Origin of the sequence: Curtobacterium sp. MCBA15_004, from assembly GCF_001865055.2 — a bacterium.
Lineage (GTDB): Bacteria > Actinomycetota > Actinomycetes > Actinomycetales > Microbacteriaceae > Curtobacterium.
In genome coordinates this window covers 2,917,660-2,932,150 of sequence record NZ_CP126266.1, presented here as the reverse complement: position 1 = coordinate 2,932,150, position 14,491 = coordinate 2,917,660, and the positions used below count along the sequence as shown (strand labels likewise).

Annotated in this window: 14 protein-coding genes; 3 read left to right on the top strand and 11 right to left on the bottom strand. The window is 73.4% G+C overall.

The genetic code is table 11. The annotated features are described in order from the left end of the window. Positions 1 to 282: 282 nt before the first annotated feature. The 5 genes from QOL16_RS13780 to QOL16_RS13760 all read right to left on the bottom strand — a co-directional run bounded on the left by QOL16_RS13780 (position 283) and on the right by QOL16_RS13760 (position 2,771). On the bottom strand, positions 283 to 531 hold the full coding sequence (locus QOL16_RS13780) for a hypothetical protein (protein ID WP_065965201.1): 249 nt from the start codon (positions 529 to 531) through the stop codon (positions 283 to 285). Positions 532 to 665: 134 nt separating this feature from the next. Continuing rightward, positions 666 to 866, bottom strand: coding sequence for a hypothetical protein (locus QOL16_RS13775; protein ID WP_065965199.1), 201 nt, complete (start codon positions 864 to 866; stop codon positions 666 to 668). Between the two features lie 10 nt (positions 867 to 876). Next, on the bottom strand, positions 877 to 1,608 hold the full coding sequence (locus QOL16_RS13770; RefSeq protein ID WP_071282253.1) for a class I SAM-dependent methyltransferase: 732 nt from the start codon (positions 1,606 to 1,608) through the stop codon (positions 877 to 879). Positions 1,609 to 1,771: 163 nt separating this feature from the next. Continuing rightward, positions 1,772 to 1,999 (bottom strand): hypothetical protein, encoded by a 228-nt coding sequence (locus QOL16_RS13765; protein WP_071282251.1) that lies wholly within the window; start codon positions 1,997 to 1,999, stop codon positions 1,772 to 1,774. Positions 2,000 to 2,120: 121 nt separating this feature from the next. Then, positions 2,121 to 2,771, bottom strand: a complete 651-nt coding sequence (locus tag QOL16_RS13760; protein ID WP_071246659.1) for a CatA-like O-acetyltransferase — start codon at positions 2,769 to 2,771, stop codon at positions 2,121 to 2,123. A 61-nt stretch (positions 2,772 to 2,832) separates the two neighbouring features. On the opposite strand from QOL16_RS13760, the gene QOL16_RS13755 reads away from it, so the two are divergent. From QOL16_RS13755 to QOL16_RS13745, 3 genes are all read left to right on the top strand, one after another. Then, on the top strand, positions 2,833 to 3,504 hold the full coding sequence (locus QOL16_RS13755) for a DUF2461 domain-containing protein (protein WP_175473030.1): 672 nt from the start codon (positions 2,833 to 2,835) through the stop codon (positions 3,502 to 3,504). A 132-nt stretch (positions 3,505 to 3,636) separates the two neighbouring features. After that, the gene (locus QOL16_RS13750) at positions 3,637 to 4,512 is read left to right on the top strand and encodes a hypothetical protein (RefSeq protein ID WP_071282246.1); all 876 of its coding nucleotides are present in this window, start codon (positions 3,637 to 3,639) and stop codon (positions 4,510 to 4,512) included. 65 nt (positions 4,513 to 4,577) lie between these two features. Next, entirely contained in the window at positions 4,578 to 5,123 is a 546-nt protein-coding gene (locus QOL16_RS13745; protein WP_071282243.1) for a YbaK/EbsC family protein, read from the top strand. Positions 5,124 to 5,208: 85 nt separating this feature from the next. Here the strand turns inward: QOL16_RS13745 and QOL16_RS13740 are convergent, their stop codons facing one another. From QOL16_RS13740 to QOL16_RS13715, 6 genes are all read right to left on the bottom strand, one after another. Further along, positions 5,209 to 5,577, bottom strand: coding sequence for a VOC family protein (locus tag QOL16_RS13740; protein ID WP_071282241.1), 369 nt, complete (start codon positions 5,575 to 5,577; stop codon positions 5,209 to 5,211). Between the two features lie 19 nt (positions 5,578 to 5,596). Next, a complete protein-coding gene (gene hrpA / locus QOL16_RS13735; RefSeq protein WP_071282239.1) occupies positions 5,597 to 9,439 on the bottom strand; it encodes an ATP-dependent RNA helicase HrpA in 3,843 nt (1,280 codons plus the stop codon). A gap of 75 nt (positions 9,440 to 9,514) precedes the next feature. Beyond that, positions 9,515 to 11,350 carry a thioredoxin domain-containing protein gene (locus QOL16_RS13730; protein WP_071282382.1) on the bottom strand — a complete coding sequence of 612 codons (1,836 nt, stop codon included), beginning with the start codon at positions 11,348 to 11,350 and terminating at the stop codon, positions 9,515 to 9,517. Between the two features lie 196 nt (positions 11,351 to 11,546). Beyond that, a complete protein-coding gene (locus QOL16_RS13725; protein WP_071282237.1) occupies positions 11,547 to 12,077 on the bottom strand; it encodes an ATPase in 531 nt (176 codons plus the stop codon). A 3-nt stretch (positions 12,078 to 12,080) separates the two neighbouring features. Beyond that, entirely contained in the window at positions 12,081 to 13,148 is a 1,068-nt protein-coding gene (locus QOL16_RS13720; RefSeq protein WP_071282235.1) for an NAD(P)-dependent oxidoreductase, read from the bottom strand. A gap of 273 nt (positions 13,149 to 13,421) precedes the next feature. Continuing rightward, positions 13,422 to 14,279 carry a sulfurtransferase gene (locus tag QOL16_RS13715; protein WP_071282234.1) on the bottom strand — a complete coding sequence of 286 codons (858 nt, stop codon included), beginning with the start codon at positions 14,277 to 14,279 and terminating at the stop codon, positions 13,422 to 13,424. Between the last annotated feature and the right edge of the window lie 212 nt (positions 14,280 to 14,491).

The window sequence follows — 14,491 nt, the reverse complement described above, 5'->3', positions numbered from 1 at the left end:
GCATCGGGGTGGCGCTGGGCATCATGCCGCGACCACTGCGGTGGGAAGCGCCTCGGTGCAGAGCGGGCAGCTTGACTCTGGTCCGTCTACGCGCGTCACGGTGCCTTGCTGCTCCTCCTGGTTAGCGAAGTGCTCGTGGTAGTCGGGCTCAGCCCCACATGGGTACGGCTTGATCACCCAGGGCCGCACACTGTAGCGCTCGGCGTGGTTCCATACCGGCTCTCCGGTCCCGTCCTGGGTGTGTGCATCCGCCCATCTCCAGGCAGCGTCACCGGTCGTGCCCTAAGCGAGCGCGTCTGCAAGGAACGCGATTCTTCGTGCGTCGAGGAGTTGCAGGAGGCGATCGGACCTGCGGCGGACGGCGTCTTCGTCGCCGTCGCGCCAGCTCGTGCCGAGGACCTCTGTACCCAGAGCGCGGGCGTACAGGCGCGGTACCTCGACGGCGAGGGGACGGACTTCCCGTCCGTCGCCGGCGGGGTGGAGCTCGTGCGCGTAGCGGCGTTTGGTGCGCCGCACCACGTTGTCGGTCATTGGTCTCTCCTTGGTTGCGGCTCCTCGTAGAGCTCCGATGCCTGCGATGTCAATTGGCGGATGGGTCGCTGCTCACCGGCCACCGGGATCGCCTCTACGGCAATGTGGTCGGCACCTAACGCCCACCACCCCGCTCATCGCGGTGTTGACCACCGGGACGCCCACTGGAACCGGCTTCCGGCGCCGCGGTGTTCTTCTACGCCGAGGGACGCGAGCCCCATCAGTCCGCGAGGCAGAGAGAACCCGAGCAGCAAGCCGAACACGATCAGCTTCCAGAGCCAGACGACCGGAACGAGGTAGAGCGGGAAGAGCCAGATGCGTGGCGCGGAACGCATCGCCCGACGGTCAGGCCCGGACGGAGCGGTGCACCCGCGTGACGTACTCGACGGGGATCGTCGACCGACCGGCGGTCTCCGGGTCGTCGTCGAGCACCCGGCGGACGGCGTCGAGGAGCGCGGCCCGCTCGTCCGCCGGGAGCACGATGACCGCACTCCGCGAGGCGATCGCGTCGAGGAACCCGTCACGGTCCTGGTCGAGCGTCCAGCGGACCTCGTGGTGCTCCACCGGCCCGAACGGTGGCCCGACGACCGGCGCGCCCTGCGCGCTCCGACGCGTCTCGGGCTGCGGCACGAGCCGCCCGATCCGCTCCGCCCACCCCCGGTCATCGACGCGTGCGTTCCAGACGAGCCCGAGGACGCCGCCCGGCCGCAGCACCCGGGCCACCTCGGCCGCACCCGGGTCCGGGTCGACCCAGTGCCACGACTGCGCGAAGGTCACGACGTCGGCCTCGCCGTCGTCGAGCGGGATCGCCTCGCCGGTTCCGTCGAGCGCGCGCACGCCGGGCAGCTCCGCGACCAGCCGCGCGCGCATCGCCGGGTCGGGTTCCACCGCCACGACGTGGTCGGCCCGGCCGAGCAGCGTGCGCGTGAACTTGCCGGTGCCCGCACCCACGTCGACGACGGTGTCGGTCCCGTCCGGCACGAGCGCGGCCGCCACGGCGGCGGGGTAGCCGGGCCGGCCGCGCTCGTAGGCGTCGACGGCGGATCCGAAGGAGCGGGCGAAGCGGTCGAGGGTCACGGTTCCAGCGTGGTCCGTCGCGGCCAGGCTGTCGATGCGAGACGCCTCAGGCCGTCCCGGACCCGCCCGGCAGCGCGGCTCGCGGTGGTGGACCGGGGGACGGACGGGAGGCCCGTGGCGGCGCCGCCACGGGCCTCCCGTCCGGTGGGTGGTCGCGTCCGCCTCAGGCCGGGTGGCGGGCGGTCCACGCGCGGAACGGGGCCGTCGGGTCGTCGACCGATCCCTGCTCGGTGGGCAGGTTCCGGTCCGCCACGGGCTTGGCGTACTCGTCGTAGAACGTCGCGAGGGTCATCAGGCGGTTGCCGTCCTCGTAGTGCTCGCCCTCCTGCTCGCGGGTGGCGGCGAAGACGACGCGGTCGGGCTGGGCGTAGTAGAGCGCACCGAGGCACATCGGGCACGGGAGACCGCGAGGGCGGTGAGGTCGTCGTCGTTCATGCCGGCCACGGTGCTCCGTCCGGGTGCCCGTGGGCCGTGCGGTCGGGGCACGCGGGGCGGTGGGCTGGCGGGTCCGGTCAGGCGAGCCACGTGGGGTCGGCGAACAGTTCCTCGAGCTCGGCGACGAACCGCGACGCGTGGAAGCCGTCCACCGCCGCGTGGTTCACCCGCAGCGCGAGGGGCATGAGGGTGCGGCCTCCGACCTCGCGGTACCGGCCGAGGGTGACGACCGGGAGCAGGTGGTCCTCGGCGCCGGTCAGGTGCAGCGCGAACCCCGTGAACGACGTGCGGGGGAGGGTCGACACGTCGAAGCGGTTCGTCGCGCGGTCCTCCTGCGGGAACAGCCGGTGGTCGTCCCGGTACGTCGCGGTCGTCGCGACCACGGCGTCGTGGAAGCGCCGGTGGTCGGCGTCGTACGGCACGCCGAGCACCGAGAACGTCTCGGTGTCCGGGTGGAACACCGTGAAGGTCGGGTCGACCGAGTCCCACACGGCGGGCTGCCCGTCCTCGGTCAGCGCCATGCGGAACTCGTCGTGCCGGTTCACGACCGTCGCGATCGCCCAGATCTGCGACGGGTACGTCTTCACGCCCGCCGCACGCACCGCCGCGACGAACGCCGTCACGTCGACGTCGACCGTCAGCTCCCACGCGCAGGGTTCCCGTCGGTAGTGCGCGAAGTGCTCGCGACGGGGCCAGCGGTCGAGGTCGATCGGACGGAGTTCGCTCATGTCGTCATCCTCGTACCCCGACCTGCCGACGGTCCTGCACGCGGCGGCGGTTCACTGGTGCGTGACCCAGACGCCGTTCTCGCCCGCGCTGGCGACGTTCTTCCGCGGCCTCGCCGCGCACAACGAGAAGTCGTGGTTCGAGGAGCACCGCGAGGACTGGGAGCGGCACGTCCGGGACCCGATGGAGGCCCTGCTGCACGAGGCCGAGCGACGGTACGGGCCCGGTCGGGTGCTGCGGCAGCACCGCGACCTGCGCTTCACGCCGGACAAGCGGCCCTACCGGGAGGACACCGGGCTCACCGCCGGCGGGATGTACCTGAGCGCCGGTGCCGATGGTCTGCAGGTCGGCGGCGGGCTCTACGAACCGTCGCGCGCACAGCTTCGGGCGGCGCGGGAGACCATCGACGGGCACCCGCAGGCCGCTGCCGCGCTGCGCCGGGAACTCGACGACCTGGTCGCCGCGGGGTACGAGCTCGCCGGGCCGCCGCTCAAGACCGCCCCGCGCGGGTACGACGCCGACCACCCGCGGATCGACCTGCTCCGGATGCAGCACTACGCCGCGCTCGTGCACCTGCCGCTCGACAGCAGCACGGAGGACATCGTGGCGGCGTGGGACCGGGTGCAGCCCCTCGTGCGGTGGACGGTGAAGTGGGCGCGGGCGGACGACCCCGAGGCCGCGGACGACCCGGCGCCGCCGGTGCCGGGGGCACGGTCCATCGACGAACGGGCGTAGCGCGCAGCACGCCCGGCAGGTCGCCCGGGTCGTCGGGAGCCTCGCAGTCCGTGCGCCCGATCGCCGGGAGCCTCGCAGTCCGTGCGCCCGATCGCCGGGCGCCTGCCAGGATGGGCGGCGCGAGGGGGACGCATGAGCATCGACGACCAGGGGCCGCAACCGGCCTGGAACCGGACCGACGACGGCGCCGAGGCCGGCACGGGGGCCGTCGGCCGGACGAACGCGGTCGTCGTCGCGGTCGTCCTGCCGATCCTGCTCCTCGTGAGTTGGTGGATCCAGCTCGCGGTCCTGCTGCAGAGCTCGTTCGCGCCCGAGGACGAGCGACCCGGACCCGGCGGGGTGCTGACCGGTTACGTGATCGGCGCGCTGCTCGCCGTCGGCGTCCCGGTGGCGGTCGTCGTCGCCTACTCCGTGAAGCGCCGTCGGCAGCCCCGCACGTCGCTCGCCGGGGTGATCTCGGCGATCGTCGTGCTCGTCGTCGCGGTCCCGTTCAACGTGCTCGGGATCACCGCACAGGCCGGGCGGGTCGCGGAGGACGCCCGGGTCCGCGCGCAGCCCGCCACCGCCGCCGAGCGGCACTTCTCGGACGGCGGGGACGACCCCGAGGCAGCGCTCAACCGCATCGGCGACCGCACCGTGGAACTCCTCGGGTCCCGGCGAGCCGACGCCTTCCGGTCCGACGGCTCCCCGAAGGGCGGGGCGTACTCCGAACCGTGCCTGCTCGACAACCGGCACGAGGGGCTGCAGTGGGAGTACTGGTTCACCGCCGCCGAGCTCGTGGACGCTTCGGGCGCGGACCTGCTGCCCGAGGGGGCCGAGACCGTTCCCGGCGGCACCACGGACATGTCGGCGGTCGTCGCGGCGTGGCAGGCCGAGGGGATCCGTGCGGAGCGCAGCGACGTCGGGCCCGAGGAACAGTACGAGCCGCGGGCGGACTGGCTCTCGCCCTCGTCGTACGCGCGTCCGGGGCCGACGGTGACCCTCAGGACGATCTGCCTCGAGCGCTGAGCGGAGCCCGCCTCCGCAGCCGGAGTCTCCGTCGCCGCCGGGGGAGGGTTCCCTACGGTGGGACCATGCCGACGCTCGAACGATCCAACGCCCTCGTCGCCACCGGGTTCCTCGCGATCCCCGTCGCCCAGGCCCTGGTCGCGCTGCCGAGCGCACTCCTCTCGCGCATCCAGGCGGCGCCGATCGACCCGGAGCTGGCCGACACCGCGGCGTTCTCGGAGGCCTACGGGTACCCGCTCGAGGCCGGCGCGAACTGCATCGTGGTCGCGGGCAAGCGCGGCGACGAGGTCCGGTACGCGGCGTGCGTGGTGCTCGCCTCGACGAAGCTCGACGTCAACCGTGTCGTGAAGCAGCTCCTCGACGTGCGCAAGGCGAGCTTCGCGCCGATGGACCGTGCGGTCGAGCTCACCGGCATGGAGTACGGCGGCATCACGCCGATCGGCCTGCCCGCCGACTGGCCCGTGTACGTCGACGCCCGCGTGCTCCGGGCGCCCGAGGTCGTCGTCGGTGCGGGACTGCGCGGTGCGAAGGTGTTCCTGCCGGGCGAGGTCCTCGCGGCGCTGCCGAACGTGACCGTGGTCGAGGGCCTGGCCACCGAGCAGACCGTCTGACCGATGGCGGCTCGGTCCGCCGTTCCGCTCGTCCCGCCGTCCCGCTGAGTCGCTGAGTCGCTGAGTCGCTGAGTCGCTGAGCCGTTCAGTCCTCCGGCCGGACGAGGCAGAACGGGTGCCCGGCGGGGTCGAGGTACACCCGGAACGTCGGCGTCGCCGAGCCGGTCGCCGTCGCACCGATGGCGAGCACCGCCGACTCGCCCGCATCGAGGTCGTCGACCTTCACGTCGAGGTGCGACTGCTGCGGCACGTCCTGTCCCGGCCACTCCGGCGCACGGTAGTCGTCGACGCGCTGGAAGGCGAGGATCGGCCGGTGGTCCGTGAAGGGCAGCGCGACCTCCGTCCATCCCTCGTCGAACCCGACGATCTCGCCGCCGAGCAGCTCGGCGGAGAAGCGGGCCAGCGCGCGCGGGTCGGGGCAGTCCAGGACGACGACGTCGAGTGAGCCGATCATGGCGCACACGCTAGCCCGTTCACCGCGCGGCGGTCAGTGCCTTCGTGATGCGCTGCAGCGACACCGTCTCGGCCGTCCCGAGCTCCTGGGCGAACAGGCTGAGGCGGAACTCTTCGAGCATCCACCGCGCGTGCACGAGCTCCGGGTGCGCGCCGACCGCGGGCGGGAAGGTCCCACCCGCATCGGTGTAGCGGTCGGTCGCGACGGTGACCTCGCGCATCCACGTGGCGTCGCGCCCCGGGTTCTGCAGGAGCTTCTGCACCCGTGCGTCGACGCCCTGCAGGTACACGCGGATCCGCCGCAGTCGGTCGAGCCCGGCGACGGCGACGAAGCCCGGGAAGACGAGGCGCTCCATCTGCTGCCGCATGTCGGTCAGGGCCGGCAGCAGGGACATCGAGTTGGCCTGCTTGAGGGACTTCTCGGCGGCGCGGTGTGCCGTGAGGACCGCGGCGACCTCGGACACCGCCGTGAACATCGTGTCGACGACGGTCGAGGACACGCGGTCGCGGACAGCCTCGAAGTCGACCCTCGCGAAGACGAGCCCGTCCGGGTGTGCCGCGCGGATCCCGGCGTCGACGACCGCGGCGAGCACGTCGTCGAACAGGGCCGCGGTGGACGGGTAGGGGCTCGCCGCGAGCGCGAGCTTCTCCTGGGACGTCAGGTGCGACTGGACGTACGACACCGGGGACGGCACCGCGTGCATGACGAGGCGACGGACACCGCCGGGCATGCGGACCGCGCGGTCGCCCGGCGTCGCGAGCAGCTGCACGCCGACCGTCGCCTTCGGTCCCTCGCCCTCCTCGACGAGGGACGGGTACGCACGGATGACGCCGCCGGCCTGCTTCGTGTCGAGCACCTGCGGCAGGTCGCGGGACGGCCACGCGGTGAGGCCGGACGCCTCCACCTGTTGGCCGGAGGCGGCCCCGGCGACACGAGCCGCGCCTCCCGACCGTGCCGCGCCCTTCGCGGTGGCGGCGGCGACGCTCTGCTGGGTCCGGTCCTTGAGCTTGGTCTGCAGGGCCGACAGGTCCTTGCCGGACTCGACCCGGCGGCCGCGTTCGTCGACGACCGCCCACGTGGGCAGGAGGTGCGCGGGCACGCGCGACAGGTCGAAGTCGGACTCCGACACGGTCACGTAGGTCATGCGTTGGATGGCCTTGGCGAGGGTCGCGCGGAACGACTCGGTGGGCTCGGTGGGGGCGTCGTCGGGCAGTTCGGCGACGATCTTCTCGGCCCAGTCGGCCGCGGGGACGACGTTCTTGCGGATCTGTTTCGGCAGGGACTTGATGAGCGCCGTGACGAGCTCGCGCCGGAGCCCGCGGACCTGCCAGTCGAAGCCCTCCTCGCGCATCCGGGGGAGCAGCGCGAGCGGGACCTGCACGCTGACGCCGTCGTCCTGCGCGCCGGGCTCGAAGCGGTAGCGGACCGCGAGGCGCTGGTCGCCGCTGCGCCACTGCGTCGGGTACTCCTGCTCGTCCTGTGCGGCGTCGGCGGCGTCCTCGTCGAGGAGGTCCGACCGGCGCATCGTGAGCAGGTCGGGCTGGTCGCGACGCGCGGTGCGCCACCATCCCTCGAAGTCGCGCGTGGTCGCGACGTCGGCCGGGATGCGGGCGTCGTAGAACTCGTACACGCGCTCGTCGTCGAACAGGATGTCCCGGCGGCGGGTGCGTTCCTCGAGCTGCTCGAGTTCCTTGCGGAGTCGACGGTTGTCGCGGTCGAACGCCTGCTGGCCGTCCCACTCGCCCTCCACCAACGCGTGCCGGATGAAGAGCTCGCGAGAGTGTTCCGGGTCGATGCGCTTGTACTGCACGCGGCGGCGCTGCACGATCGGGACGCCGAACAGCGTCACCCGCTCGTAGGCGACGGCCGCGCCCTGCTTCTTCTCCCAGTGTGGTTCGCCGTGGGTGCGCTTGAGGAGGTCACCGGCGAGCGGCTCCACCCACGCGGGGTCGATGCGCGCGACGGTCCGGGCGAACAACCGGCTCGTCTCGACGAGTTCGGCGGCCATCACGGCGTCCGGCTGCTTCTTTGCGAGGACGCTGCCCGGGAAGACCACGAACCGGGTGTTCCGCGAGCCGAGGTAGTCGCGCTTCTCGCGGTCGCGGAGGCCGATCTGGCTGAGCAGTCCGGCGAGCAGGGAGCGGTGCACGGCGTCGCCGTCCTCGGAGCGGGACTGGGCGATCCGGACGTCGACCTGCTTGGCGGCGCGGGAGAGCTGCCGGTACAGGTCCTGCCACTCGCGGATGCGCAGGTAGTTGAGGAACTCGGCCTTGCACAGGCGACGGAACGCGCTCGACGACAGCTCGTCCTGCTTGTCCTCGATGTGGTTCCAGAGGTTGAGGAGCGTCAGGAAGTCACTCGTCGGGTCGGCGAAGCGGGCGTGCAACTGGTCGGCGTGCGCACGCTTCTCGAGGGGGCGTTCCCGGGGGTCCTGGATGCTCAGGGCACTGACGATCGCGATGACCTCGCGCCCGACGCCCTGTCGCCCGGCCTCGAGCACCATCCGCCCGAGCCGAGGGTCGATCGGCAGGCGGGTCAGCTGCCGTCCGGGCTTCGTGATCCGACCGTCGGCGTCCACCGCCCGCAACTCCCGGAGCAGGTCGAGGCCGTCCTTCACACCGCGGGAGTCCGGCGGCTGCAGGAACGGGAACGACTCGATGTCGCCGAAGCCGAGCGAGATCATCTGCAGGATCACGGCCGCGAGGTTCGTGCGCAGGATCTCGGGGTCGGTGAACTCCGGGCGGCGTTCGAAGTCGTCCTCGGCGTACAGCCGGATCGCGATGCCCGCGCTCGTGCGACCTGCACGCCCGGACCGCTGGTTCGCGCTCGCCTGGCTGATCGCCTCGATCGGGAGCCGCTGGACCTTGGCCCGCGGCGAGTACCGCGAGATGCGGGCGGTGCCGGTGTCCACGACGTACTTGATGCCCGGCACGGTCAGGGAGGTCTCGGCGACGTTCGTCGCGAGGACCACCCGGCGGCGGATCCCCGGCGTGCTGCGGCGTTCGAAGACCCGGTGCTGGTCCGCGGCGGAGAGGCGGCCGTAGAGGGGGAGGACCTCGGTGCCCGGGTACCGCTTGCCCTCGATGGCGTCCTGCGCGTCGCGGATCTCGTTCTCGCCCGAGAGGAACACGAGCACGTCGCCCGGGTCCTCGCGCGCCAGCTCGTCGAGCGCGTCGGTGATGCCCTGCAGCACGTCGCGGTCGTCGGCCGCGTTGCCGCTGTCGCCGGTGCGGGAGTCGGTGTCGTCGTCGGCGTCCTCCGGGTCGTCGCCGACGAGCGGCCGGTAGCGGATCTCGACCGGGTAGGTGCGGCCCGAGACCTCGATGATCGGCGCACCGCCGAAGTGCTGCGAGAACGACTCCGGGTCGATCGTCGCACTCGTGATGATGACCTTGAGGTCGGGACGACGGGGGAGCAGCCGCTTGAGGTACCCGAGCAGGAAGTCGATCGTGAGCGACCGCTCGTGCGCCTCGTCGATGATGATCGTGTCGTACCGGGTGAGGTCGCGGTCGAAGTGGATCTCGTTGAGCAGGATGCCGTCGGTCATCAGCTTGATCCGCGTGTTCGCCGAGACCTTGTCGGTGAAGCGCACCTGGTAGCCGACGAGGTCGCCGAGCTCGCCGCCGAGTTCCTCGGAGACGCGCTCGGCGATCGTGCGCGCCGCGATGCGTCGGGGCTGCGTGTGCCCGATGTGCTCACGACCGAGCTCGAGGCAGATCTTCGGCAGCTGCGTGGTCTTGCCCGAACCGGTCGCGCCCGCGACGATGACGACCTGGTGGTCGCGGATCGCGGCGGCGATGTCGTCCCGCCGCTGCGAGACGGGCAGTTCCGGCGGGTACGTGATGACGGGCGTGGCAGACATGAGCCTTCCAGGATAGCGGTTCGGGAGGGGCAGCCGTGCTGCCCCGGGACTGCACGTCGGAGCAGGAGCGGCTCGTCAGCCCACGAGCTGCGCGTGTAGGTCCTCGGCCCGACGCGCGGGGAGGGCACACACGCGGTCGTGACAGACGTAGCCCGCGGGGTCGAGCGCGCCGCGTCCCGCGAAGAGTTCGAACCCGGCCTCGGCCCACTGGTCGGCCTGGTCCGGTGTGACGCGGGCGACGACCGTCCCGGGCCGTCTCGCGTCGCGCCTGACGGCGCGCATCGGGTCGACCGGGTCGGAGGCCACGACGACGACCTCACGCGACGGACGGCCCAGCGCGAGGGCGACCCCGAGCGCGTCCGCGTGGCCGAGCGGTCGTTCGGTCCCGGTGCTGGCGCGGTCCGCGACGAGCCGTGCGGCGGCGTCGCGGTACGCGTCGTCGCCCGTCAGCGCGGCCAGGGTCACCGCGGCAGACGCCAGCGCCACGGTCCCGGACCGCATCGCCGTCTGCGGCTGCTCGCCCGTCGCCGTGCCGGCACCGGCCAGGACCGGGTCGACGGTGAAGCGACCGGCGAGGCCGTCGTCGACGATCGTGCGGGCCTGTTCGGCGAGGGTGACGTCACCGGTCACGAGGGCGAGCTCGAGGAGCCCCTCGGCGAAGAGTCCGACGTCCTCGACGGTCGGGGCGGCGGAGGACGCACCACGCGGCGTGCTGGACCGCACCACCACGTGCCCGTCGCGGACGTGGGCGGCGAGCACCGCATCGGCCGCTCCCCGCGCGAGGGCGAGCATCTCGTCGTCACCGTGCCGCGACCCGGCGATCGCGAGGCCGCGGATCGCCAGCCCGTTCCACCCGGTCAACACCTGGTCGTCGAGCGGCGGCGGGTCGAACCGTCCCCGCTGGTCGAGCGGGAGGCGGTACCACTCGCCCTCGACCCGCCGACCGTCCATCGTCGACTCGCTGTCCTGCGCGGCGACGAACGCCCCGTCGTCCCTGCGGAGGGTGTCCCGCAGGAAGTCGGCGATGCCGCGGGCCTGCTCCGCGTCGGCGACGGCGAGCAGTCCGGCGTTGTCGTAGAGCATGCGTTCGTAGTGCGGCACGCTCCAGTCGCGCTTCGTCGCGTACCGGAAGACCCCGCCGTCGGCGTCGGTGAGCTCCGTCGACCGGATCGCGTGCAGGCTCCGTTCCAGCAGGGCACGGGCGGCGTCGTCGCCGTCGGCCGCGACGTCGGCGAGGAACTCGAGCAGGGGCGTGCTCGGGAACTTCGGCGCGCCACCGAAGCCGCCGTACGTGGTGTCCTCGGACGCGGCCAGTTGCGTGGTCACCGCCCGGATCGCGTCGACGGTCGGGAGGCGCGGCTCGTCGCCGCCGTCGGCCCCACCCCCACGGGCGGTCGCCTCCGCCTCGGCTCCCTGCCGGATCGCCGCCGCGATCGCGGTCGCGTTCGCGTCGACCTCGTGCCGACGCTCCCGCCACGCGTCGAGGACGGCCGCGAGGACCTGCCGGAACGAGCCCACCTGCCCGACCGGGACCGGCGGGTAGTAGGTCCCCGCGAAGAACACCTGCGCGTCGCCCGTCGTGAACGCGGTGAGCGGCCAGCCGAGCTGCTGCGTGAAGGCGCTCGCCGAGGCCATGAGGCTCGCGTCGACGTCGGGCCGTTCCTCGCGGTCGACCTTCACCGCGACGAAGTCCCGTCGCAGGAGCTCGGCCACCTCGGGGTCGGAGAAGCTCTCGCGCGCCATGACGTGGCACCAGTGGCAGGTGGCGTACCCGACCGAGACGAGCACCGGTACGTCGCGGGCGCGGGCCTCGGCGAAGGCGTCGGGCCCCCACTCCCGCCAGTCGACGGGGTTGTCCGCGTGCTGCCGCAGGTACGGGCTGACCGCACTGCCGAGTCGATTGTCGCTCATGCCGTCCAGCGTGCCCCGCCGACGCTGGACACGGGGGAGCGGAGCGGGACCGGTGGACAGGTCGACGCCGTCCACAGGCACCGCGGGGGAACCGGACCGCCAGCCGCGTCGGCGACACCGCGAGCGACGGCACCGCGAGCGGCTGCGGCCCGCGCAGCGCGGGCGCCCCAGCCGCACCGGGCCGCTCCGACCCGCCTCAGGCGGGCAACCACCCCGTGACGGCCGCGAGCCGACGCGCGACGTCCGACGGCGACAGTCCAGCGGTGTCCACCCGGGTGACCGTGTCCGCGACGGCCGAGTCGAGCCTCCCGGCCGTCGCCGCGCTGTGCGCGAGCTGCGCCGACGGGGCGGAGCCGCCCGCCCGTCGGCCCAGCCGCTCCGCGGTCGTGTCGTCGTCCGCGCGGAGGAGCACGACGTGCACGACCGGGTCGTCGCCCATCGCCGCGGCCAACCGGTCGTGCTCGAGCACCGCGGCCGTGTTCGTGAACACCAGCCGGTGGTGCCCCAGCTCCCGGTACGCGCGCCACAGCACCGCGAGGTTCCGCTCCGCCAGGTGCGCCTCGGGGTGCACGAGGTGCGGGGCCGGGTAGGCGAGGTCGAGCACGTCGCCCTCGATCACCGCGTGGTGGACGTCCGCGGCGGACAACAGGTCGTGCAGGGCCGCTGCTGCCGTCGACTTGCCGACGCCGGAACGTCCGCCGACGAACAGGACCTCCGACCGCGGCACGACTCAGCCGCGCCCGAGCGACAGCAGGACCAGCGCGGCGTCCTCGGGCCCGTAGTCGAACATGCGGTCCCAGAACGGGTCCGCCGCCCACGGCACGTCGCCGCCGGCGGGCACCGCGTGCGCGGTCTCGAGCAGCCAGTCCACGGTCGGGCGCACCGCTTCGGCGTACCGCGGCGGCTGCCACCCGAGCGTTCGGGCGGCGGTGGTGTCGAGCACGGACGGCGACGGCACGCTCCAGGGGGTGACGCCCACGAAGCCGGGGGCGTCCTGGTCGAGCAGGACCTCGTCGAACCGGTGGTCCACCAGGCCGGCGAGCGTGCGGACGATCTCGAGCACGCTCGGTGCGTCCTCGTCGGCCACGTTGAGGATGCGGCGGTCGGGTGCGTCCGCGACGAGCCGGACGAGCGACGCGATGCCGCTCGCGGCGGTCGTGTGGTCGACACCGCGGCCCGCGTCGGCGAGCAGGATCCGCTCCCGACCGTCGAGCGCGCGGCGCACGACGAACCACTCCCGGGGCCGGCCGGTGCCCGGGCCGTGCACCTTCGACGGGCGCAGCACCGTGACGGGGGCGCCGTGGTCGAGCAGGACCTGCTCCGCTGCGACCTTCGCGGCCGCGTAGCCGTCACGGCTGGTCGGGTCGCCGTCGCCCGCGGTCACGGTCGGTTGCAGCTCGGTGACCGCGCCGCCGAACACCGGCTTGTCGAGGGAGTTCGCGTGCCGACCCTGCTCGTCGACGTAGACCGCCTTGGACGACACGAACACCGTCGAGCCGACGTCGTCGAGGTACGGGCGCAGCTGCAGGGCGTCGTCGCGCGTGACGCCGACGGTGTCCACCAGCAGGTCGGCCCCGGGACGGAGCAGGTCGCGCAGCACCGCGGTGTCGCGACGGTCGCCCGCGGTGAAGGAGGCGCCGGCCGCCGTCAGGGCGTCCGCGGCGGGCCCGCCCCGGCGGGCGAGGACGTCCACCTGCCAGTCGTCACCCCCGCGTCCGGACGCGTCGAGGAGGTCGCGGACCACGGCGGAGCCGATGCCGCCGGTGCCGCCGAGGACGACGGCTCGCCTGGTGCTCATGGCGTCAACGCTAGCCCCGAGCAGGCGCGGGCCGGGACGGGGAGGCACGTGGCTGGTCCGGCGCGCCGCCCACGGCGTGCACGAGGGACGGACGGGATGCGCGCGGCCGGGTCCGCGCGCTCGTCACGGTGTGCAGATGGCTCGGACGCGGAGGCGCGTGGCCGGGACGGCGCGCTCGTCCGGCCCGGAGGGCACCCGGTCCGGACCCGGCACGGACCGGACGTGCTCGTCCGGCCCGGCGGGCACCCGGCCCGGACCGGGCGCTGGCCGGACTCAGGACGCGAGCCGCTCCGGCTCCCGCTGCCACCAGTCCACGAGCGACCCGTCGTACACCGTCACGTGCTCGTGCCCGAGGACGGTCAGGACCAGGGCGTCGACGCACGCCGCGCTCCCGACCCCGCAGTAGGTGACGATCTCGTCGGCCTCGAGGACCGGCCGGAACGCCTCGGCAAGCGCGGGGCGCCGCAGCAGCGTGTTCGACACCGGGTCGACCAGGTCGTCGGTGGTGATCACCGTGCTGCCCGGGACGACGTCCGGGTGGTCGTCGCCGAGCAGTGACCGCGGAGCCGCGAGGACGATCGCGGCGGGCTCGTCGCCGCGGACGGCGCGCAGGACCCGGTCGTGGTCGGCCCAGACGGCGCGTTCCTCACCCGCGAGGAACGGCTCCGACGGCACGGCCACCGCGGCGCGCAGGGCACCGACGCGGACCGGGCGGCCCTCGTCGCGCCACTTCGTGAAGCCGCCGTCGAGCACGGCCACCTGCTCGAAGCCGAACGCGCGGAAGATCCACCACAGCCGTGCGGCCCACTCGCCGACGCTGTCGTCGTAGACGACGACGCACGAGGTGTTCGTCACGCCGAGCGCCCGGGCCGCGGCCTCGAACCGCTCGGCACCGGGACGGGTGAACGGGACGGGTGCGTCCGGGGCGGAGAAGGCGTCGACGAGGTCGGCGTAGCGGGCACCGGGCACGTGGCCCTGCTGCTCGTACGCGTCGCGGGCGTCCTGCCAGCTCATCGCCAGTCCGGTCCCCGTCGTGTGCACCGACGCGTCGAGCACGACGAGGTCGTCGGCACCGAGGTGGTCGGCGAGCCACTGCGTGGACACGAGCGGCGAGGTCAGGACGGGGGACATGGCGCTCACGATATCCGCGGCCCCCGACGCATCCCAGCAGGATCGACACAGTGCGCAACCGCGCCGTCCGGAGCGCACGGAATCCGAACTTCCGTGCAGCAGGACGGCCCGGGTCGCGCAGAGGTTCTGCGCGGCCCGGGCCGTGGAGCGGCCCCCGCGTCGAGCGGTCGCCAGGTGCGCCACTCGGGGGACACCGCTGGTGCGCCCGCTGC